The 20890-nt window shown below is 61.5% G+C and carries 19 protein-coding genes; 6 read left to right on the top strand and 13 right to left on the bottom strand.

All coding sequences use genetic code 11. The annotated features are described in order from the left end of the window. Positions 1–9 precede the first annotated feature (9 nt). The 12 genes from KUA23_RS15425 to arnC all read right to left on the bottom strand — a co-directional run bounded on the left by KUA23_RS15425 (position 10) and on the right by arnC (position 13020). Positions 10–1161, bottom strand: a complete 1152-nt coding sequence (locus KUA23_RS15425) for an acyl-CoA dehydrogenase family protein (protein ID WP_252992341.1) — start codon at positions 1159–1161, stop codon at positions 10–12. Positions 1162–1164: 3 nt separating this feature from the next. Next, complete coding sequence (locus KUA23_RS15420) at positions 1165–2268, bottom strand: enoyl-CoA hydratase/isomerase family protein (RefSeq protein WP_252992340.1); 1104 nt, start codon at positions 2266–2268, stop codon at positions 1165–1167. Positions 2269–2408: 140 nt separating this feature from the next. Further along, a complete protein-coding gene (locus KUA23_RS15415) occupies positions 2409–3116 on the bottom strand; it encodes an HPP family protein (RefSeq protein ID WP_252992339.1) in 708 nt (235 codons plus the stop codon). Positions 3117–3291: 175 nt separating this feature from the next. Continuing rightward, positions 3292–3456: a type VI secretion system contractile sheath small subunit gene (locus KUA23_RS15410; protein ID WP_157806769.1), complete on the bottom strand. Its 165-nt coding sequence runs from the start codon at positions 3454–3456 to the stop codon at positions 3292–3294. A 240-nt stretch (positions 3457–3696) separates the two neighbouring features. After that, complete coding sequence (locus tag KUA23_RS15405) at positions 3697–5319, bottom strand: ArnT family glycosyltransferase (RefSeq protein ID WP_252992338.1); 1623 nt, start codon at positions 5317–5319, stop codon at positions 3697–3699. Positions 5320–5322: 3 nt separating this feature from the next. Further along, entirely contained in the window at positions 5323–6714 is a 1392-nt protein-coding gene (locus KUA23_RS15400; protein WP_078048489.1) for a UDP-glucose dehydrogenase family protein, read from the bottom strand. Then, positions 6711–7124, bottom strand: coding sequence for a 4-amino-4-deoxy-L-arabinose-phosphoundecaprenol flippase subunit ArnF (gene arnF, locus KUA23_RS15395; RefSeq protein WP_252992337.1), 414 nt, complete (start codon positions 7122–7124; stop codon positions 6711–6713). Before arnF ends, KUA23_RS15400 begins: the two co-directional genes overlap by 4 nt. Beyond that, entirely contained in the window at positions 7121–7468 is a 348-nt protein-coding gene (gene arnE, locus KUA23_RS15390; protein WP_078048487.1) for a 4-amino-4-deoxy-L-arabinose-phosphoundecaprenol flippase subunit ArnE, read from the bottom strand. Before arnE ends, arnF begins: the two co-directional genes overlap by 4 nt. Beyond that, the gene (arnT, locus tag KUA23_RS15385) at positions 7465–9120 is read right to left on the bottom strand and encodes a lipid IV(A) 4-amino-4-deoxy-L-arabinosyltransferase (protein WP_252992336.1); all 1656 of its coding nucleotides are present in this window, start codon (positions 9118–9120) and stop codon (positions 7465–7467) included. Before arnT ends, arnE begins: the two co-directional genes overlap by 4 nt. Beyond that, positions 9117–10001: a 4-deoxy-4-formamido-L-arabinose-phosphoundecaprenol deformylase gene (gene arnD / locus KUA23_RS15380; RefSeq protein WP_252992335.1), complete on the bottom strand. Its 885-nt coding sequence runs from the start codon at positions 9999–10001 to the stop codon at positions 9117–9119. Before arnD ends, arnT begins: the two co-directional genes overlap by 4 nt. Next, complete coding sequence (gene arnA, locus KUA23_RS15375) at positions 10001–11992, bottom strand: bifunctional UDP-4-amino-4-deoxy-L-arabinose formyltransferase/UDP-glucuronic acid oxidase ArnA (protein WP_252992334.1); 1992 nt, start codon at positions 11990–11992, stop codon at positions 10001–10003. The genes arnD and arnA overlap by 1 nt, the downstream gene beginning before the upstream one ends. Positions 11993–11994: 2 nt before the next feature. Beyond that, entirely contained in the window at positions 11995–13020 is a 1026-nt protein-coding gene (gene arnC, locus KUA23_RS15370; RefSeq protein ID WP_252992333.1) for an undecaprenyl-phosphate 4-deoxy-4-formamido-L-arabinose transferase, read from the bottom strand. A 412-nt stretch (positions 13021–13432) separates the two neighbouring features. Between arnC and KUA23_RS15365 the strand changes: the two genes are divergently transcribed. Both KUA23_RS15365 and KUA23_RS15360 read left to right on the top strand, forming a co-directional pair. After that, a complete protein-coding gene (locus KUA23_RS15365; protein WP_100490636.1) occupies positions 13433–14257 on the top strand; it encodes a M949_RS01915 family surface polysaccharide biosynthesis protein in 825 nt (274 codons plus the stop codon). A gap of 108 nt (positions 14258–14365) precedes the next feature. After that, positions 14366–15280, top strand: a complete 915-nt coding sequence (locus KUA23_RS15360) for a site-specific integrase (protein WP_252992332.1) — start codon at positions 14366–14368, stop codon at positions 15278–15280. Positions 15281–15458: 178 nt separating this feature from the next. Here the strand turns inward: KUA23_RS15360 and KUA23_RS15355 are convergent, their stop codons facing one another. Beyond that, entirely contained in the window at positions 15459–16316 is an 858-nt protein-coding gene (locus KUA23_RS15355; RefSeq protein ID WP_078048481.1) for an SDR family oxidoreductase, read from the bottom strand. Between the two features lie 184 nt (positions 16317–16500). On the opposite strand from KUA23_RS15355, the gene KUA23_RS15350 reads away from it, so the two are divergent. The 4 genes from KUA23_RS15350 to KUA23_RS15335 all read left to right on the top strand — a co-directional run bounded on the left by KUA23_RS15350 (position 16501) and on the right by KUA23_RS15335 (position 20888). Then, complete coding sequence (locus tag KUA23_RS15350; RefSeq protein WP_078048480.1) at positions 16501–17256, top strand: GntR family transcriptional regulator; 756 nt, start codon at positions 16501–16503, stop codon at positions 17254–17256. After that, a complete protein-coding gene (locus KUA23_RS15345) occupies positions 17253–18983 on the top strand; it encodes a fumarate reductase/succinate dehydrogenase flavoprotein subunit (protein WP_214497004.1) in 1731 nt (576 codons plus the stop codon). The genes KUA23_RS15350 and KUA23_RS15345 overlap by 4 nt, the downstream gene beginning before the upstream one ends. A 131-nt stretch (positions 18984–19114) precedes the next feature. After that, complete coding sequence (locus KUA23_RS15340) at positions 19115–19360, top strand: 4Fe-4S dicluster domain-containing protein (protein WP_028616162.1); 246 nt, start codon at positions 19115–19117, stop codon at positions 19358–19360. Positions 19361–19481: 121 nt separating this feature from the next. Continuing rightward, the gene (locus KUA23_RS15335; protein ID WP_252992331.1) at positions 19482–20888 is read left to right on the top strand and encodes an ABC transporter substrate-binding protein; all 1407 of its coding nucleotides are present in this window, start codon (positions 19482–19484) and stop codon (positions 20886–20888) included. The last annotated feature ends 2 nt before the right edge of the window (positions 20889–20890 follow it).

Raw genomic sequence — 20890 nt, 5'->3', positions numbered from 1 at the left:
CTGTGTCAATTAAAGCTGGTAGTGCTTGAGCTCCCTGGCAATCACCATCCGCTGAATCTCGCTGGTCCCTTCGTAGATTTGCGTGATCCGCGCATCCCGGTAGTAACGCTCCACCGGGTAATCCTCCAGATACCCATACCCGCCGTGAATCTGCATCGCCGACGAGCAAACCTTCTCGGCCATTTCCGAGGCAAACAGCTTGGCCTGGGACGCTTCCGACAAGCACGGCTTGCCGGCACTGCGCAGTCGCGCGGCGTGCAGGATCAGCAAGCGCGCGGCATTCAGTTGGGTTTGCATGTCGGCCAGCAGGTTGGCCACGCTTTGGTGTTCGATGATCGCCTGGTTGAACTGCACACGATCACGGGCATAGACCAGCGCCGCTTCAAACGCTGCACGGGCGATGCCCAATGCCTGGGCGGCAATGCCGATGCGGCCGCCTTCGAGGTTGGACAGCGCAATTGCCAGGCCCTTGCCACGTTCACCCAGCAGGTTGGCCTCGGGCACGGTGCACTGGTTCAACGTCACCGCGCAGGTGTCCGAGGCGCGGATGCCCATCTTGTGTTCGGTGCGATCCACCACAAACCCCGGCGTGGCCGTGGGCACCAGAAACGCGGAAATGCCTTTCTTGCCCAGGTCAGGGTCGGTGACGGCAAACACGATGGCCAGTTTGGCGCGCTTGCCATTGCTGACGAACTGCTTGGCACCATTGAGTACCCACTGGCCGTCGCGCAATTCGGCGCGGGTGCGCAGGTTATGCGCTTCGGAGCCGGCCTGGGGTTCGGTCAGGCAAAAGGAGCCGATTGCTTGGCCGCTGGCGAGGTCTGCCAACCAGGTTTGTTTTTGTTCATCTGAGCCGTAGTTGAGGATTGGCCCGCAACCCACTGAATTATGGATACTCATCAGTGCGCCCGTGGCCCCGTCACCGGCGGAAATTTCTTCCACGGCGAGGGCATAGGCGACGTAATCGACGTAGGTGCCGCCCCATTCTTCCGGCACCACCATGCCCAGCAGGCCCAGTTCACCCATCTTCGCCACCAGGGCGTCATCGATCCAGCCGGCTTTTTCCCAGGCTTGGGCGTGGGGCGCGATTTCTCCACGGGCGAAGTCACGTGCCATGTCGCGGATCATCACTTGTTCTTCTGTGTATTCAATGTCTTGCATGGCTTATCTCGCAACCTTCTCGAAGTGATGAAAGAAGCTCTCCACATGGCTGAGGGCCAGCCCATGCAGGGTCGGCGGGTTCCAGCGCGGGCTCTTGTCTTTATCGATAATCAGCGCGCGGACACCTTCGATCAGGTCACCGCGTTCGAACCATTGGCGGTCCAGGTGCAGCTCCAGGGCAAAACACTGTTCCAGCGGTAGACGGCGGCCACGGCGCAGCATCTCCAGGGTCACGGCCATGGCCAGCGGCGAGCGCGTTTGCATGAGGCTGGCGGTGCTCAGGGCCCATTCGTGGCTGTCGGCGACGGTGACTTGCTGCAATTGCTCGACGATGCTCGGTACATCCGGCAGCGCGAAGAAGTGGTCGATGGCAGGGCGCAAGGCAGCCAGCGGCGCATCGGGCAATTGTTGCACCGCAAGCTTGGCGAGCACGCCTTGCAGGTCCTTGAGCGGCGAGTCGTGCCATTGCAGGCCATCAAGTTTCTGGTCGAGGTCGACGAGCTTGTGGCTGTCGAGGTACCAGTCAGCCAGCCCGCAATACAACGCATCGGCGGCGCGGATCTGCACCCCGGTCACGCCCAGGTAAATCCCCAGTTCGCCGGGAATACGCGGCAGGAAGTAGCTGCCGCCCACATCGGGAAAATAACCGATGGCCACTTCCGGCATCGCCAGGCGGCTGCGCTCGGTCACTACACGCAGATCGGCGCCTTGCACCAGCCCCATGCCGCCGCCCAGGACAAACCCGTCCATCAGTGCCAGGACCGGCTTGCGGTAATGGTGGATGGCCAGGTCCAGCGCGTATTCCTCGACGAAGAAGTCCTGGTGCAGGGTGTCGCCGTTTTTGAAGCTGTCATACAGCGAGCGGATATCGCCGCCGGCACAAAAGGCTTTCTCGCCGGCGCCGCGCAGCACCACGGCGTACACCTGCGGGTCCTCGGCCCAGGCCTGCAACTGGGCAGTCAGGCTGCGGACCATCTGCAGGGTAATGGCATTCAAGCCGGCGGGGCGATTGAGGGTGAGGTGGCCGATATGGTTACGGACCTCGGCGAGGACTTCGTCCTGAAGTGTTCCGGCGTGGCTTGCTTCGGTTGTAACCTGAGCAGTCATCGATAACTCCCTGCTTTTATTGTTCTTTATCAAGATGTTCGCGAACGAACCCTCTCGCGATCGTACCAGTGCAAATTTGCCCAGTACAACCTTCAATCATGCAGGTCGTTTTTGCATTTATGCAGGAGTAGGTGAGGGCCTCAGGGCACCCGACTGGCCAGCACTTCACCAATACTACGGCGCCGGGCATGAGTTTGCGCCGCGTGGATCAATTGCTCCAACTCGGTGGGCGCCACGTCGTAGAACTGCTCCATTTGTGCCAGCGCCAGTTTCAGATCGGCGGCGGTGATTGCAGGGTCTACTGCGGCCGTGGGGGCCAGGGTTGGCGCCGGTGATTCCGCTGCGCCTTTGGGATAGCGCATGCGCGTGGCGTTGTTGTAAGCCAGGGCGCAGCTCAGCAGGGCACCGGCACCAAGCAGCACCGCGCCCAGCTCGTACCAGCCCAGGGCGGCGGAGGCGGGGTCGGCCAGGACCAGCGTCATGGCCAGGCCACCGGCCGGCGGGTGCAGGCAGCGCAACCAGCACATCAGCACCACTGTCATGCCCGCCGCCAGGCACGCGCTGCCCAGGGACGGGCCAAGCACGCGGTTCACCAGCAATGCCACGACGCCCGCGCACAGGTAGCCGCCGATGATCGACCAAGGCTGCGCCAAGGCACCGGATGACACGGCGAACAACAACACCGCCGAAGCGCCGAGGGGGCCGAGCAGGTGCAGGGCCACGTCCATGCCAAAGACGTGGGAGCACAACCAGACACTGAATAGCGTGCCCAGGGCCATACCAATGGCGGCACGGCTCCATTCAGTCGGACGGGTGTTGATAGCAGCGGGGAACCAGCGAGCGAGCATTGAGGGGGATCCATAAACAGCGGGCAAAAAAAAGGCTTGTCTGGTTGCCCGGAAAAGCCCTTTGAAAGTTCCTACATTTGGGGGAAGGAACACGTGCAGTGTGCCCGCCTTGATAACGTCGTGCCAATGCATATTAATGATAGTTGAATGCAAAATTAATGAACTGTGGGGTGGTTTAACCGGAGGGCAAGCAGCGAACCTTACCCAGCACGCGGTTATTGACGTGTTCGTCCAAGAAGCGTCGCTGCAGGTCTTCCTGTAGCCCAGGCTCACTGGCCAATGGCCCTTTCAACGCCACCAGGGCATCGCGCAACCCCATCAACCGATCGAGCGAGGGCATGGGCAGGTATCCGATATGCACCTGATCACTGCGCGAGAGAACCGGGGAATCAAGCGATACATCATCTGGCACGGCATTCTCCTTCAACGTCCTTGTTGTAACCCATCACCTGTGGCGGTACGTGAATACCGCACCGGGGCGAGTTTACAGCCCGGTTTTAAGCGCAGGAAAGCGAAATGGCACCAGTCATTACGTAAAGCTGTGTAGGAGTTTTCCGTGCCGGCAGCGCCGGCACAGGGCTCAAGGTTGCGGGGTTTTGGCCAAGTGCAGCAGCACGTAAGGGTTACGGTCAAACTCCCCGGCCAGGGTCGGGGTGATGGAGCGAAAGCGCGGGTCCTGCAAGCCTTCATAATCGGCTTCGCTCATCACCAGCCAGGCGGGTCCCTGAAGGGGCTTGAGGTCAGCCGCCTTCTGGGTAAACAACGGGACCTGGTCGCAATCGAGGTTGACCATGTATTTGATCGCCTTGGCGTCTTTGCCCAACCCATGCAGCACCACCGGCGCCCGTTCTTGCATGACGTGCTCGTGCACCTCCAAGGTAAAGGTGCGGGTGTCGTAGACACTGCGCTCCAGGGGTTCGACCACGAAGATATAAGTGCCCCACACCGCCAACACGGCCGCAAAAGCAGGCCCGACCAGGCGCACCTGCGACTTGAACAGCGCCAGCACTGCCAAGACCTGCAGCACCCCGAGCACACCGAACACCCACCCCAAATGACTCAATTGCTCCGGGTAACGCGGCCGCGCAATCAGCAGGCCGGCGATCAACAGGGTCGGCAACAGGGTCCAGATGCCCAGCATCAGCCCGCGCAACCAGGCAAAGAGCCGCCCGTGTGCCACCTGGAACGGATACGCGGCAATGATCGCCGCCATGGGTAACATCGGCAGCACGTAGCGTGCCTTTTTCGATTGGGGAATCGACAGCCCCAGTATGACCAGCAACCCGGCCGCCGCGCAGTACCACACCAGTTGCAACGCCGGCCCCGGCGCACGCCGCCCGCTGATTACCATCGCCAGCAGCACCAGCACGGCCAGCGGATACGCCATGGCGTAGTTGCCCAGGGAACTGGTGAAGTAATACAGCACACCGCTGGAGCCCTCGCTGCCATCCATCCGGCCAAGGAACTGCATGCGGATCACGTCCTGCATGAACGCCTCGCCGCCGCTCAGCTTGGCCATCAACAGCAACAGCCCAACACAGGCCACCAGCAGCGCCAGCGCGATCAAGCCGAAGCTGAACAGCTGGCGCCATTGCCGGTTGATCAGGTAATAGCTGCACAGCACGCCGGTCGGAATGACCAGGCCAATCGGCCCACGCACCGCAAAACCGACGATCAGCAGGAGGAACAACCAGGGCAGGCGTTTACCCGCGCCGAAGTGGTCATGGGCATAGCCCAGGTAGAACACCGCCAAAGCGATTGCGGCCAGCATCTGGTCGAGGGACACGGAGCGGGTTTCGCTGATAAAGGTACTGCTCAGCAACAACAGCGCGATGCTCAGCAGGCCCCAGCGCTGGGAGTAGGGTGCCGTGAGGCGGTACACCAGGATGACGATCACCGCCGACGCTATCGCCGTGGGCAACCAGGCCGTGAGGCTGGTGACCTGGCCGGTAGGCAATGACAGCAGCCACGTCAACAGCGTCGAGGTCGCCAGGTAATCCGCATAGGGCTGCCCGTACGTGGTGGGGAAAAAGCCCGGACCATGGCGCAGCATCTCCTGGGCGAACAGCACGAAGCGGGAGTCGAAGCCGATAATCGCCTGGTGCCAGCTGCCGGCGATAAACAGCAACAACGCCAGCAACCCCAGACCGAGGGATTGCCGGCGGATCGTTGGGTTTAACAGGGACGGTTGAGCTTTGTTCACGTCTCAGGCTTCCACGGCCTGTTTTGCCTCTTGAGCCACCCACTGCTGCTGGGGAATCGGCAACTGGCAGGAGTCGCCACGCCCGATCGGGTAGTACTGGAAGCCTTTGCGCGCCAGGCGTTCACCGTCGTAGAGGTTACGGCCATCGAAGATCACTGGGGTTTTCAGGCGCTGGTGGATCAGGTCGAAGTCTGGCGCCTTGAACTGTTGCCATTCGGTGCAGACGATCAGTGCATCGGCGCCACCCAGGGTGGATTCCGGCGTGCCCATCAGCATCAGCCGTGGATCATCGCCATAGATACGCTGGGTTTCCTGCATGGCTTCCGGGTCGAAGGCGCGCACATTGGCGCCGGCGGCCCACAAGGCCTCCATCAGCACACGGCTGGGTGCATCGCGCATGTCGTCGGTGTTGGGCTTGAACGCCAGGCCCCACAAAGCAAAGGTTTTGCCGCGCAGGTTGCCCTTGAAGAACGCATTGATGCGTTCGAACAGTTTGCTCTTCTGGCGCTGGTTGATGGCTTCCACCGCTTCAAGCAAGTCGCTGGAGCAGTTGGCCTGCTTGGCGCTGTGGATCAGGGCGCGCATGTCCTTGGGGAAGCACGAACCGCCATAGCCGCAGCCAGGGTAGATAAAGTGGTAACCGATGCGCGAGTCGGCACCGATGCCCAGGCGTACGGCTTCGATGTCCGCCCCCAGGTGCTCGGCCAACTCGGCGATCTGGTTGATAAAGCTGATCTTGGTCGCCAGCATGCAGTTGGCGGCGTATTTGGTCAGCTCGGCGCTGCGCAGGTCCATGAAGATGATGCGGTCATGGTTGCGGTTGAACGGCGCGTACAGGTCGCGCATCACATCGCGCACTTCTTCGCGCTCGCAGCCGATGATAATGCGGTCCGGGCGGCGGCAATCGGCCACGGCCGAGCCTTCCTTGAGGAATTCCGGGTTGGAGACGATATCGAACTCCAGGTGCCGGCCCGCCAGGTGCAGGGCTTTTTCGATATGGGCGCGCAGGGTGTCGCCGGTGCCGACGGGCACGGTGGACTTCTCCACCAGGATCACCGGCTCCTTGCGGTGACGGGCGACGGCATCGCCCACCGACAGCACGTACTTCAGGTCCGCCGAACCGTCTTCATCCGAAGGCGTGCCCACGGCGATAAACAGCACTTCGCCGTGTTCAACGGCCAGTTTCTCATCAAAGGTGAAGTGCAGGCGCCCGCTCTCCAGGTTCTCCTTCACCATGGCCGCCAGCCCCGGCTCGAAAATGCTCACATGGCCTTGCTGCAGCAGCTTGACCTTGTTCTGATCGACGTCCATGCAGATCACATCGTGACCGACTTCGGCTAATACGGTGGCCTGTACCAGACCGACGTAACCACTACCAAATACACTGATTTTCATGGGACATTCCTGGGACTTGTAGCGCTAGCACGACGAGAGTTGATAACCAGCACACCGAGGATGACCAAAGCCACCCCGAGGGTTTTTGAAACGGAAAAAGCTTCGTTGAACACCGGCAGGCTGGCCGCCAGCAGGTACACCAAGGCGTAGCTGATGCTCAACAGCGAATAGGCACGGCCCAGTGGCAGGTGCTTGAGTGCACCGAGCCAGCAGAGCATCGACAGCGCGTAGGCCAGGATCGCCAGGGCCACCATGCCGAGCGCGCTCAGGTCGATGCTGTTGTGGTTCAGCGCCTCCAGCCAGTCACTGGGCAGCGGCAGGCGCGTCATGCTCCAGCGCATGCCCAGTTGGGCGGCACTCACCAGGCCGACGCTGCCCAGGGCCAGGGCAAAGCCTTGCACCCGGCTCATACGTGGCGCCCCAACAGCACGACACCGCCGATCACCAGCGCCACCCCCAGCCAATGACGGCCGTCGACGGGCTCATGAAAGACAAACCGCGCCACCAGCGTGACCAGCACGAAATTCAGGCTGAGCATGGGGTAGGCAATGCCCACCTCCAGGCGCTGCAGCACCAGTAGCCACACCAGCAAGCCCAGACCCAGGCACACCAGCGCCGACCACAACCACGGCGAGCGCAGTTTCAACGCCCAGCCATCCGGCAGGTCACGCCAGCGTTCCACGGCGAACTTCTGCGACACCTGGCCCATGCAGGTCAGCAGGCACGCGGCCAATAACAGCAGCAGGGTGATCAAGGCGTCACCTGCGGGAAGATCAGGATCACGATATTGCCTTGCTCATAGCGCTTGCCATCGGTGGGCAGCAGCGCCACTTCGGCGATTTCATCGTCGCCTTTGACCCGCATCACCACGCCGACCGCACCGTTTTTACGCGCTTCGCTCATCCACTGCTGGACCTGAGTGGTGTCCACCTTGTGATGGCCGGCGTCCGGGTAGGCCAGGCCGTATTTGACTTCACCGACGGTGTTGTAGAGCGTCACGTCCGGCCGCGCCAGGCGCCACGACAGCGCCGACGCCGCGCCCAGGTCATTGCTGAGCAGGGCGGTCGCGGGTTGCAATTCGGGGAGGTGGTCGATGATGAATGCGTCAGGCGTCTTGTTGTACACCACCGAGTGCGGCAAGGCGGCCGGCAGCAACGCGACCATCAGCCAACTGCCGAGGATCGGCGCCGCCCATAGGCGCAACGGCTGGGCAGCTTGCAGCAGGTTGACCAGGATCCAGCCGAACAGAAAGGTGAACACCAGCACCAGGCTGAAGGTTTCCTGCCCATGTTCATACACCGGCTTCTTCAGCTGGAACCAGCTCAGCGCCAGCAGCACCACCACGCCAATGACCAGGTTCAGCCAGCCGTTGATACGCAATGCGCGGTAGCGGCCCTGGGCCAGTTTGTCGGCCAGGGTATGGCCCATCAGCAAGGCCAGCGGCAACAGGCACGGCATGATGTAGGAGGGCAGCTTGCCCTTGGCCAGGCTGAAAAACGCCAGGGGCATCAGCAGCCACAGCAACACAAAGCCGATTTTTGCACCGCGTTTGTCCTGCCAGGCCTGTTTGAAGGTGGACGGCAACAGCGCCACCCACGGCAGGCAGAACGCGACCAGCAGCGGCAGGTAATACCAGAACGGCTCGGCGTGCTGGGCATCGTCGCCGGCAAAGCGCTGAATGTGCTCGTGCCAGAAGAAGAAGTTCCAGTAGTCGGGCTCTTGCAGGTGCACAGCCAGCGCCCATGGCAAGCTCACGACGATTGCCACGACCACCGCGACGACGCCGTAACCGAGTAATTCACGAAAGCGCTTTTGCCAAATGGCGTAGGGCAGGGCGATCAACACCGGGAGCAGCCAGGCCAGGAACCCCTTGGTCATGAAGCCCATGCCGCAAGCAAACCCCAACAGCGCCCAGGCGCCGAGCCGTCCATTACGGGTGGTGCTGTCAAAGCAAAACCACAGGGCCACGCCGGTCAGGTTGACCCAGAAAGTGAATTGCGGGTCGAGGTTGGCATAGCCACCCAGGGCCGCGACGCTGACAAAGCTCATGTACAGCACGGTGCTGATCAGGCTTTTCTGCGGGTCATTCCAGAGCCGGCGCGACACCAGGTACACCAACAGGATGCTCAGACCGGTGCTCAACGCCGACGCAAACCGCACACCGAACAGGTTCTGCCCGAAGATCGCCTGCCCCAGCGCGATCATCCAGTAGCCCGCTGCGGGTTTCTCAAAGTAGCGGATGCCCATGAAGTGCGGCGACGCCCACTTGCCGGTCAGCAGCATTTCCTGGCTGATCTGCGCGTAACGGGTTTCATCCGGGATCCACAGGCCGTGGGTAGCCAACGGCAGCAGGTAGAACACGCCAAACGCCAACAGGAGCAGGGGCAAGGCCCAACGGCGGATCATGCCTGTTGCACTCCGAGCCAACCCTCACGCCCAGGCAAGGCGCCGCGCACCAGGTGTTGCTGGGGCAGGGTGGTCAGGTCGGCGGGCAACAACTCGCCCATGGGTTTGAAGTCAATGCCGCGCTGCCCCGCCTGGGCAAGCAACTGGCGAAAATCATTGGCCATCAGAATCCCTTCTACTTCTGCGTGGATCGTGTAGACGTTGAGTTTCGACGCGCCAAAGCGGTCGAGGATGAAACCATTGAAGTCTTTGGCAGCCACCACCGGCCCGACGACTTCGTCGAAGGTCGGCAGGTCCACCGGAATCTGTGGGGTGCCCGCGCTGCCATCGGCCAGGGTTGGACGAAACAGGCTGGTGCCCCGGCAATCGCTGTTGTAGCGAAAATTGAAGCCTTGCTTGGCGTGCACCACGCGTTCATCGGCGCGCCAACCGGCGGCCGCTGAACAGTCGATACGTTCGCCAAGGATGTCGCTCAGGGTCTCCACGCCGCGTCGAATCTGCTCGACCAGCTGCGCTTCGCTCCAACGCCCGGTGTTGGCTTGCCAGCCATGGTGATCCCAGGCGTGCAGGCCGACTTCATGCCCGGCCGCCTTGGCCTGGCGCATCAAGTGCCCCAGGTCGCGGCCGATCGGCTTGCCCGGCCAGGCGGTGCCCGCCAGCAGGATATCCAGGCCATACAGGCCCACAGCGTTGGAACGCAGCATCTTCCACAGGAACTGCGGGCGGATCAGGCGCCACAAGTGGCGCCCCATGTTGTCCGGCCCGACGCTGAAGAAGAACGTCGCCTTCACCCCTGCTTCATCCAGAGAATCGAGCAACCGTGGCACACCTTCACGGGTGCCGCGGTAGGTATCGACGTCGATGCGAAGACCTGCCTGCATTACTTCTTATCCGCTATTTCAAGCATGGCTTCGCGCAGGAAGAAGTCGAGCGTATTGCCGATGGTTTCGCTCATTTCCACGGTCGGCTCCCAGTTCAGCAGGCGCTTGGCGTTTTCAATGCTTGGCTTGCGGTGCGCCACGTCCTGGTAACCGGTGCCGTAGAACGCCTTGCTTTCCACGTCGCGGAAACCGGCGAATGGCGGGAAGTTGCCGCGCAGCGGATGCGCTTCGAACTGACGCAGCAGCTCTTCGCCCAACTGGCGGATGCTGGCTTCGTTTTCCGGGTTGCCGATGTTGATGATCTGGCCGTTGCACGCGTCATTGTCGTTATCAATGATGCGCGCCAGGGCTTCGATGCCGTCGGCGATGTCAGTGAAGCAACGCTTCTGCTCGCCGCCGTCGAACAGGCGGATCGGCGTGCCTTCCACCAGGTTCAGGATCAGCTGGGTGATGGCGCGGGAACTGCCGATACGTGCCGAGTCCAGGCGGTCCAGGCGCGGGCCCATCCAGTTGAACGGACGGAACAGGGTGAAGTTCAGGCCCTTGGCGCCGTAGGCCCAGATCACGCGGTCCAGCAGTTGCTTGGAGACGGAGTAGATCCAACGCTGCTTGTTGACCGGGCCGACGACCAGGTTGGAGGTGTCTTCGTCGAAGTACTGGTCCTGGCACATGCCATAGACCTCGGAGGTCGACGGGAAGATCACGCGCTTGTTGTACTTGACGCAGTAGCGCACCAGCTTGAGGTTTTCCTCGAAGTCCAGCTCGAACACGCGCAGCGGGTTACGGGTGTATTCGATCGGCGTGGCAATGGCCACCAGCGGCAGGACCACGTCGCACTTCTTGATGTGGTATTCGATCCACTCGGTGTGGATGCTGATGTCGCCTTCCACGTAATGGAAGTTGGGGTGGCTGCGCAGGCGCTCGATGGCGTCGGAGCCGATGTCCAGGCCGTAGACTTCGTAGCGGTCGTCACGCAGCAGGCGTTCGGACAGGTGGTTACCGATAAAGCCGTTCACGCCGAGGATCAGCACGCGGGTACGGCGTGGCTTGCGCCCGGACTCGGCGCCGCGCAGCACGGAACCGTCGACCAGGCCCAGCTCGTTGGCCAGGGACGGGCCGGCCAGGTACAGGCCGTTGTCGTTGCGCTGGCCAGACTTGATCACCAGGGAGTCTTCACCGCAGGCGATGCGCAGCGGGTTGACGCTGATCACACGGCCCGGCGCCAGGCCTTCGTTGCCCTTGACCACTTCGGCTTGCCACACGATCAGCTTGTGCTCGCCCACGGCGCAGAAGGCACCCGGGTAGGGTTGGGTCACGGCGCGCACCAGGTTGAACAGTTCTTCAGCGGGTTTCTTCCACTCCAGCTTGCCGTCGGCAGCGGTGCGGCGCCCGAAGTAGGTGGCCTGGCTTTCGTCTTGGGCAGTTTCCGCCAGTTTGCCTTGGGCCAATTGCGGCAGGGCATCGCGCAGCAGGTTGCTGGCGGCGTCGCGCAGTTTGGCGTGCAGGGTCAGGCCGGTGTCGCTGCGTTCGATGATGACTTTCTGTTGGGCCAGGATCGCGCCGGCATCCGCGCGCTTGACCATGCGGTGCAGGGTCACGCCGGTTTCGGTTTCGCCGTTGACCAGTACCCAGTTGGCCGGTGCGCGACCACGGTATTTAGGCAGCAACGAGCCATGCAGGTTGAACGCGCCTTTGCGCGCGGTGGCCAGCAGTGGCTCGCTCAGCAGGTTGCGGTAGTAGAACGAGAAAATGTAGTCCGGGCTCAGCTTGGCGATGCGCTCGATCCACAGCGGGTGGTTGGCGTCTTCCGGGGCGTGTACCGCAATACCGTTGCGCGCGCACAGTTGGGCCACGGAACCGTAGAAGTTGTTTTCCTTCGGGTCATCGGCATGGGTGAATACAGCAGCAATTTCGTAACCGGTATTGAGCAGCGCTTCGATGCCTGCACAACCAATATCGTGATACGCGAATACAACAGCTTTTGAACTCATGTTTAGACCTGATCAGCAGAAGTAGAGGTATGGGAGGACACCAGGCCGTCGACAACGACCACGGGAGCCGGTGCTGCCGGTTGGTTGCGCAGCACTTTTTCGATAAAGAAGCGCGGGCGGGCACGCACGTCGCTGTACATGCGGCCAAGGTATTCCCCCAGCAGCCCCATGCCGATGAACTGGCCACCGGTGAACACGAACAGCACCGCGAACAGCACGAACAAGCCATCGCCCGCCCAGTCGGCACCAAAGGCCAGGCGCATGACGATCAACGCCAGGGCGAACAGCATGCCCAGCGCCGCCAGGCTGAAACCGACGATGGACAGCAGGCGCAGCGGGGTGGTGGTCATGCAGGTCAGCAGGTCGAACATCAGGCTGATCAGGCGCATGGCGCTGTATTTGGATTCGCCGTGTTCACGCTCGGCGTGGTGCACCAGGATCTCGGTGGTGTGACGGGCGAAGCCATTGGCCAGGATCGGGATAAAGGTGCTGCGTTCGCGGCAGGCGAGCATCGCGTCGACGATGGTGCGGCGGTAGGCGCGCAGCATGCAGCCGTAGTCGGTCATGGCCACGCCGGTGGAGCGTTGCACGGCGAGGTTGATCAGGCGCGAAGGCCAGCGGCGAAAGGCCGAGTCCTGGCGATTGTTGCGCACGGTGGCAACCACGTCGTAGCCCAGGGCAGCTTGCTCGACCAGGCGCGGGATTTCTTCCGGCGGGTTCTGCAGGTCGGCATCAAGGGTGATCACCACTTCGCCACGGCACTGTTCGAAACCGGCCATGATCGCCGCATGCTGGCCATAGTTGCGGTTGAGGATCACCGCCACCACGTTGCTGCCTTCTTCAGCGGCGGCGTCTTCCAGCAATTGGGCCGAATTGTCGCGGCTACCGTCATCCACCAGGATGATTTCGTATTCGTAGGCCAGTTGCTTGCAGGCTGCCGTCGTACGACGCAGCAATTCAGGCAGGCTCTCTTGTTCGTTGTAGACCGGGATGACGATCGACACACAATGAATAGGGTAGGGTTTCAAAGATTCATGACCTCGGGGTTAGAGCAACTTGGAGCGTGGCAACAGCAGCAATCATTGGGCAAAAGTCCAGGCCGCAGGTTAAAGAACGGCGACAAAGATGAAGCGTAATCAAGAGGTTAGACGATATAGCGCGGTTTGCTATGAAGTGCTGTGTTCAAGATTAAGCGCAAAAATGTGGAACCGATATGAAAGGCAGATGAAAAACTCGTTTATTTGACAGGTAGACAGCTAGGGTTCAGCTAGGCAACTAACGGGCTGCGAACTTTAGTTGGCCAGCGAAATAGGAACGGTCTGCCGGGCATTTGGTTCAACTTGGGCGTACGCGCCGAGCCATCGAATTTTAGTGAAGAATCTTCTCTGCAATGCGCCCCAAGTGCCGGTAAAGTAAGCCGTCTCTTGCCAGGGTGATCGGATGAATAGCGTGCAGCTTTTACGCGGCCAGTTGCGGCCTGCTTTGATGGGATCGTTGATGGGGTTGTTGATGAGCGTGGCGTGTGTCACCACGGCCCAGGCCGATGACGGCGTGGCGCTGACCAGCATCGACCAAGTGCCGGACGGTGTGGAAGTGCGCGGCAAGCAGATCGCGGCCTACACCTGGGACGACAAGCAAGGCAAGAACCTGCTGGTGCTCGCCGAGCAAGTCAGCGAACGCGACGACGACGGCACCCAATCGGCATTCGTGTATGCGGCGCAATACCTGATCGACGGCAACCGCCCCAAACGCGTGTGGATGCTCTACGACGACGTGCAGCATTGCGAATTCGACGCCGCGCTGCGTTTTGACAGGGCTGCGACCAAGGTCACTGACCTCGCCGGCGATGGCATCACCCAGGCTACCGTGGGCTATTCGCGGACCTGCACCAGCGATGTCAGCCCTAATGAATTCAAGCTGATCATGCATGTCGGCAAATCGCAGAAGTACCGCCTGCGCGGGGTCGACCGGTTCGGCGCGGCCTGGTGGGACGAAGAGGCCGGCGCCTTGCGCGGCATGCCGCTGCCCAAGGATTGCAGCGTGGCCGGCCAACAGGCGCTGGTCAGCCAGTACAAGGAACAGGGTACCGAGTTGCCGCTGCCAGGCTGTTATGGGGACGAGAAGGACTTTGCGAAGGCGCCGGACGCGTACCTGACGTTCATGCGCCAGCACTGGTTCGCGCTGATGCAGAAGCAGGACAGCGAGTGGAGCCAGACCCAGGTCCAGCCACAAGAGCCCACCGATGAAGACGACACGGCCCCATGATTTTGTGCGAGGGCCGGTCCTGGGGTAGACTCGGCCTTCGCCAATTCACTAAATAGCTCGATTAAACAAAGGCTTGTTCGAGTTATTTAATCCAAAGGCTGATCTACCTTGACTGAGTCTATCCGCAACCCGCTGACCCTGTACCTCACCCGCCTGGCGCCCTCCAGCCAGCTGACCATGCGCTACGTGCTGCAAGATGCGGCCGACCGCCTGGGCTTTGAAGATATCAACCTCGAAGACATCGACTGGCACCTGCTGCAACCCGAACACGTGATCGCCCTGGTCGCCGCCTTGCGCGAGGACGGCTATGCGCCGAACACCTCTTCGCTGTACGTGAATGCGGTGCGTGGGGTGATGAACGAAGCCTGGCGCCTGAACCTGATCAGCCAGGAACACCTGTTGCGCATGCGCACCGTCAAGGCTGCGCCGGGCACCCGCTTGGGCCAGGGCCGCAACCTGCGACGCAGCTTGATCCGCGAAATGATGGAAGTCTGCGCCGCTGACCCACGGCCCCAGGGCCTGCGGGACGCGGCGGTGATCGGCATTCTCTACGGCTCGGGCATGCGCAAGTCGGAGTCGGTCAACCTCGACCTGGCGCAGATCAATTTCGAAGAGCGCAGCTTGCGGGTGATCGGCAAGGGCAACAAGGAGCTGATCAAATACGCGCCGGACTGGGCGTTCGCCAAGCTGCAGGCGTGGCTGGCGTTTCGGCGCGCGCAACTCAAGGAAGGCGAGGTGGATGACAGCTTCCTGTTCAACCGCATCCGCCGCGGCAGCCACATCACCCGCGAGCGCATCACCAAGCATGCGATCTACTACATCGCCCGCCAGCGCGGTGAGCAGGTGGGCGTGAAGATCATGCCCCATGACTTTCGCCGTTCGTTTATCACGCGGGTGATCGAGGAGCATGACCTGTCGATCGCGCAAAAACTGGCACATCACACCAATATCCAGACCACCGCCAGCTATGACGTGCGCGACGACAATGAGCGGCGCCGGGCGGTGGATCGGTTCGATCTGTAGGATTGGCCAACACAATCCCTGTGAGAGCCGGGCTTGCCCGCGATGCAGCGACCTCGGTAGCTCAGTTGTACCGAGGTGATGCAATCGCCGGCAAGCCAGCTCCCACATTTGGATCGCGCACTTGCAGTTGGGCAGCCGCCTTTACAGGCAAGTCTGCTCCCACAGGGGGGGGCAAGGATTAGAGGATCGGCTTGCCGCCAGTCACCGCATATCGCGAACCCGAGATGTAGCTGGCTTCATCCGAGGCCAACAGCACATAGATCGGCGCCACTTCCACCGGTTGGCCCGGACGCCCCAGCGGGGTTTCGCTGCCGAAGCTCTGCACATCCTCATCCGGCATGGTTGCCACAATCAGCGGCGTCCAGATCGGCCCCGGTGCCACACTGTTGACCCGAATCCCTTTGCTACCGAGCAACTGCGCCAAGCCACCGGTGAAGTTGGCGATCGCACCCTTGGTGGCGGCATAGGCCAGCAGCGTCGGCTTGGGCATGTCGGAGTTGACCGAGCTGGTGTTGATGATCGAACTGCCGGCCTTCATATGTGGCAAGGCCGCTTTGCAGATACGAAACATCGCCGTGATGTTGATATCGAAGGTCTTCACCCATTCCTCGTCCTCGATGTCCTCAAGGGACTCGTGGGTCATCTGGAACGCGGCGTTGTTCACCAGCACGTCGATGCGACCGAACTGCTCGACGGTTTTATCCACCAACGACTGGCACACGCTTTTCTGCGCAATGTCACCGGGCAGCAACAGGCATTGGCGACCGGCCTCTTCGACCCAGCGTGCGGTTTCCTGGGCGTCTTCATGCTCGTCCAGATAAGCGATGGCCACGTCGGCGCCTTCACGGGCAAAGGCGATAGCCACCGCGCGCCCGATGCCGCTGTCGGCACCGGTGATCAGCGCGATCTTGTTGGCGAGTCGGCCGGAGCCCTTGTAGCTTTTCTCGCCGCAGTCGGGGTACGGGTCCATTTTTTTCTGCGCACCTGGAACAGCTTGGGCTTGAGGGGCGAAGGGCGGGCGAGGATAGTCAGTCATATCAATCTCCATAGCAGTGCAAAGGGGCTATGGGGTTAGTAGTTACATGCCGGGCGATAGTTGTAACGGATGCCGCTGAAGCCCGACGAGTGGTTGGCTTTAAGCTTATGCATAAACGGTATTTCCACCGCCGCCATTAGACTTCTTAAGATCACGTCATAACTCGTTATGACAAGTGACCTTGATGAACGATTCCAGCCTCTCTCCACTGTCCAGCATTCCCCTGCATGCCCAACTGCGCGACCTGTTGCGCAGTCGCATTCTCGACGGCGAATACGCGCCCAACACTCAAATGCCCTCAGAAAGCGAGTTGGGCGTGCGCTTCAAAGTCAGCCGCATCACCGTGCGGCAGGCATTGGGCGACCTGCAGAAAGAGGGCTTGATCTACAAGATTCATGGCAAAGGCACGTTTGTGTCCAAGCCCAAGGCCTACCAGAACGTCAGCACCTTGCAGGGGTTGGCCGAGTCGATGACCGAGCGCGGTTATGAAGTGATCAACCGCTTGCGCAGTTTTCGTTTCGTGCCGGCCGACAAGCAGGTGGCCGAGCGCCTGGGCGTGGAGGAGGGCACCGTGGTTGCGCAGATCAAGCGGGTGCGCCTGATCAACCGAGAGCCGGTGTCGCTGGAAATCACCTACCTGCCGCAACCCCTCGGCGAGCGCCTGGAAAAGGCTGACCTGGTCACCCGCGACATCTTCCTGATCCTGGAAAACGACTGCGGCCTGCACTTGGGGCATGCGGATGTGGCCATCGACGCCGTGCTGGCCGACAGCGACCTGACCCAGGCGCTGAACGTGGAACCGGGCTCGCCGATCATGCATATCGAGCGCTTGACCCATACCGCCGACGGCCAGCCGGTGGACTTTGAACACCTGTATTACCGTGGCGACGCCTTCCAGTATCGCCTGCGCATCGACCGTGAACGAGGAAGCCGCCCGTGAGCCGCACAACCCTGGAGCTGGAATACGACATCGTAGTGATCGGCGGCGGCACAGCCGGGCCGATGGCGGCGATCAAGGCCAAGGAAGCCAACCCGGCGCTGCGTGTGTTGCTGGTGGACAAGGCCAACGTCAAGCGCAGCGGTGCGATCAGCATGGGCATGGACGGGCTGAACAACGCGATCATCCCCGGTCACTCGACGCCTGAGCAATACACCAAGGAAATCACCATCGCCAACGACGGCATCGTCAACCAGGCAGCGGTGTACGCCTATGCCACCCACAGTTACGAGACCATCGAGCAGTTGGACCGCTGGGGGGTGAAGTTCGAAAAGGACGAGACCGGCGACTACGCGGTGAAAAAGGTTCACCACATGGGCGCCTACGTGCTGCCGATGCCCGAGGGCCATGACATCAAGAAAGTGCTGTACCGCCAGCTCAAGCGTGCCCGGGTGACTATCACCAACCGCTTGGTGTGCACGCGCTTGCTGACTGACAGCGAAGGCGCGGTCAACGGCGTGATGGGCTTTGACTGCCGCACCGCCGACTTCCAGGTGATCAAGGCCAAGGCTGTGATTCTGTGCTGCGGCGCGGCGGGCCGGCTGGGCTTGCCGTCGTCGGGCTACCTGATGGGCACCTATGAAAACCCTACCAATGCCGGCGACGGCTACGCCATGGCCTACCACGCGGGCGCCGAACTGGCGAACCTGGAGTGCTTCCAGATCAACCCGTTGATCAAGGATTACAACGGCCCGGCCTGCGCCTACGTGACGGGCCCGCTGGGTGGCTACACCGCCAATAACAAGGGTGAGCGCTTTATCGAGTGCGACTACTGGAGCGGCCAGATGATGTGGGAGTTCCATCAGGAACTCGAAAGCGGCAATGGCCCGGTGTTTCTCAAGCTCGACCACCTGGCCGAGGAAACCATCCAGAACATCGAAACCATCCTGCACAGCAACGAGCGCCCGAGCCGTGGCCAGTTCCACGCCAACCGGGGCACCGATTACCGCAGCGACATGGTCGAGATGCACATCTCCGAGATCGGCTTTTGCAGCGGGCATTCGGCCTCCGGCGTGTGGGTGAACGAGCGTGCCGAAACCTCGGTGAAAGGCCTGTATTCGGCCGGCGACATGGCGGCGGTGCCGCATAACTACATGCTGGGCGCGTTTACCTACGGTTGGTTTGCCGGTACCAACGCCGCCCAGTATGTGGTGGAGAAAGAATTCAGCGCGGTAAACACCGAGCAAGTCGCAGCAGAACAGGCCCGCGTCTACGCGCCGCTGGACCGCGAAACCGGCCTGCCGCCGGCGCAGGTCGAGTACAAGCTGCGGCGTTTCGTGAACGATTATCTGCAGCCGCCCAAGGTCACCCGCAAGATGGAAATCGGCCTGCAGCGCTTCAGCGATATCCAGCGCGACCTCGACCAGATGAAAGCCCACAACCCCCACGAACTGATGCGCGCCATGGAAACCAGCGTGATCCGCGACTGCGCTGAAATGGCCGCCCGCGCTTCGCTGTTCCGCGCCGAGAGCCGCTGGGGCCTGTACCACCATCGCGTCGATCACCCGCTGCGCAATGACGCCGACTGGTTCTGCCATTGCCACCTGAAAAAGGGCGATGACGGCCAGATGGTCAGCTTCAAGAAACCCGTGGAGCCCTACGTCATTCCGTTGGACGCCGAAGAAATGCAAGCCTACGACCGCCTGCGCGTGGGGGCTGATGCGGCCTGAAGCTCAATCTCTGGTGAACGGGCTTCCTGTGGTGAGCGGGCTTCTGTGGTGAGCAGGGCAAGCCCACTCACCACAGAAGCCCGCTCACCACAACAATCAGCACAACCACAAAGTGCTAAGGACACCGTGAAATGGCCTACCAACCCCAGGAAATATTTTTTCGCTCCAACGCGCCGGTGACGATCGACGAAGACAAGTGCATTGCCGAAAAAGGCTGCACGGTGTGCGTCGACGTCTGCCCGATGGACCTGCTGGCGATCAATCCCGCAACACAGAAGGCGTATATGGCGTTCGACGAATGCTGGTACTGCATGCCGTGTGAAAAGGATTGCCCCACAGGCGCGGTCAAGGTCGAGATCCCGTACCTGCTGCGCTGAGCGTGTCGACTCCAAGCCATCCGCCAACACCGGACGCCAACGCCGTACCCCCCTCGTTTCCCACCGCGCCAGATCGCGGCGGAGACGATGCCTATAACCATGATTCGAGGGGAAACACCCAATGTTCTTGCGCGCAACTTTGGCCGGCCTGGTGCTGGCTTCCTTGAGCCTGTCGGTACAGGCACAGACCATCCGGGTCGCCATCGGTACCCAGGACACCACCATCAACTGCGTCGCTGGCGGCTTGCTGATCCGCGAGCTGGGCCTGCTGGACAAGTACTTGCCCCATGACGGCAAGTACAAGGACGCCACCTATGATATCCAGTGGAAAAACTTCACCAGTGGCGCACCGCTGACCAACGAAATGGTGGCCGGCAAGCTCGACTTCGGCGCCATGGCCGACTTCCCCGGCGCCTTCAACGGCGTGGCGTTTGAGGGCGCTGGCAAGCACAGCCTGTTTATCAGCGTGCTGTCGGGCAATATCAAAGGCAGTGGCAATGGCATTGTGGTGCCGACCGAGTCCAGCGCCCAGTCGTTGGCCGACCTGAAGGGCAAGACCATTTCGGTGCCGTTCGCGTCCACCGCCCACGGCATGCTGTTGCGGGCGGTCGCGGCGCAAGGCTGGGACCCACTCACGGATGTGAACATCATCGCCCAGGCGCCCGAAGTGGCGGGTTCGGCGCTGCAAGCCAACAAGATCGAGGCGCATGCCGACTTCGTGCCGTTTGCCGAGTTGTTCCCCAACCGGGGTTTCGCCCGCAAGATCTATGACGGTTCGCAGTCCAACACCCCGACCTTCCACGGCGCGCTGGTGGATGAAAGCTACGCCCGCCAGTACCCGGAAGTGGTCGCCGCCTACCTGCGTGCGACTATCGAAGCCAACCAGTTGCTGGCGGCGGAACCGGAGAAATACAGCGAACTGATCGAAAAAGTCACCGGCGTCGAAGCCGAGGTCAGCTACCTGTTCCACGGCCCGCTTGGCGTGCAAACCCGTGACCTGAGCTGGAAGCCGGAATACCGCCAGGCTGTCGGCACCGCCATCGACACCCTCAAGCTGCTGAAAAAAGCCGACCGTGGCCTCGACCTCACTACCTTTATCGATGACCAGTACATCCGCGCTGCCTTCAAGGCGTCCGGCCTGGACTATCAGGCGCAGCTGGGCAATTACGCCCAGGCCCCGCTCAAGGCCAACGACGCCTTGACCGGCAAGCCCATCACCGACTGGAAACACGTGGCGCAAATCTGGGTGAAAGGCGAGCCCAAGGTGCGTGACTACGCGTCTGCCGAATCTGCGTTCAGTGCATTGGCCCGTTTGAAAAAAGACGGCAAGGACGTGCGTGCCGTCTACGCCCAGGCCGAAGACAGCGGCATCAAGCTGCTCGCCAACCAGGCGTGGTTTGCCAGTGATCGCCAAGGCACGTTGAGTGCATTCCTGCTCAAGGGCCAGGCGCAGCAGTTCGCGGATGCCCAGGGCGGCAAGGTGTTTGACTTCACCACGGCCGGCGCGCAGGCCGTGGTCGGTCGCTGAGA

This window comes from Pseudomonas pergaminensis (assembly GCF_024112395.2).
Taxonomy (GTDB): Bacteria; Pseudomonadota; Gammaproteobacteria; order Pseudomonadales; family Pseudomonadaceae; genus Aquipseudomonas; species Aquipseudomonas pergaminensis.
Note: the sequence above shows the minus strand (reverse complement) of the source record. Positions and strands in the feature narration are given on the sequence as shown.

Excerpts from the sequence above, each read along its gene's own strand:
- KUA23_RS15425 (WP_252992341.1), bottom strand. The coding sequence starts at position 1,161 with ATGCAAGACATTGAATACACAGAAGAACAAGTGATGATCCGCGACATG.
- KUA23_RS15420 (WP_252992340.1), bottom strand. The coding sequence starts at position 2,268 with ATGACTGCTCAGGTTACAACCGAAGCAAGCCACGCCGGAACACTTCAG.
- KUA23_RS15415 (WP_252992339.1), bottom strand. The coding sequence starts at position 3,116 with ATGCTCGCTCGCTGGTTCCCCGCTGCTATCAACACCCGTCCGACTGAA.
- KUA23_RS15410 (WP_157806769.1), bottom strand. The coding sequence starts at position 3,456 with ATGCCCTCGCTCGATCGGTTGATGGGGTTGCGCGATGCCCTGGTGGCG.
- KUA23_RS15400 (WP_078048489.1), bottom strand. The coding sequence starts at position 6,714 with ATGAAAATCAGTGTATTTGGTAGTGGTTACGTCGGTCTGGTACAGGCC.
- arnF (WP_252992337.1), bottom strand. The coding sequence starts at position 7,124 with ATGAGCCGGGTGCAAGGCTTTGCCCTGGCCCTGGGCAGCGTCGGCCTG.
- arnT (WP_252992336.1), bottom strand. The coding sequence starts at position 9,120 with ATGATCCGCCGTTGGGCCTTGCCCCTGCTCCTGTTGGCGTTTGGCGTG.
- arnD (WP_252992335.1), bottom strand. The coding sequence starts at position 10,001 with ATGCAGGCAGGTCTTCGCATCGACGTCGATACCTACCGCGGCACCCGT.
- arnA (WP_252992334.1), bottom strand. The coding sequence starts at position 11,992 with ATGAGTTCAAAAGCTGTTGTATTCGCGTATCACGATATTGGTTGTGCA.
- KUA23_RS15365 (WP_100490636.1), top strand. The coding sequence starts at position 13,433 with ATGAATAGCGTGCAGCTTTTACGCGGCCAGTTGCGGCCTGCTTTGATG.
- KUA23_RS15355 (WP_078048481.1), bottom strand. The coding sequence starts at position 16,316 with ATGACTGACTATCCTCGCCCGCCCTTCGCCCCTCAAGCCCAAGCTGTT.
- KUA23_RS15350 (WP_078048480.1), top strand. The coding sequence starts at position 16,501 with ATGAACGATTCCAGCCTCTCTCCACTGTCCAGCATTCCCCTGCATGCC.
- KUA23_RS15340 (WP_028616162.1), top strand. The coding sequence starts at position 19,115 with ATGGCCTACCAACCCCAGGAAATATTTTTTCGCTCCAACGCGCCGGTG.
- KUA23_RS15335 (WP_252992331.1), top strand. The coding sequence starts at position 19,482 with ATGTTCTTGCGCGCAACTTTGGCCGGCCTGGTGCTGGCTTCCTTGAGC.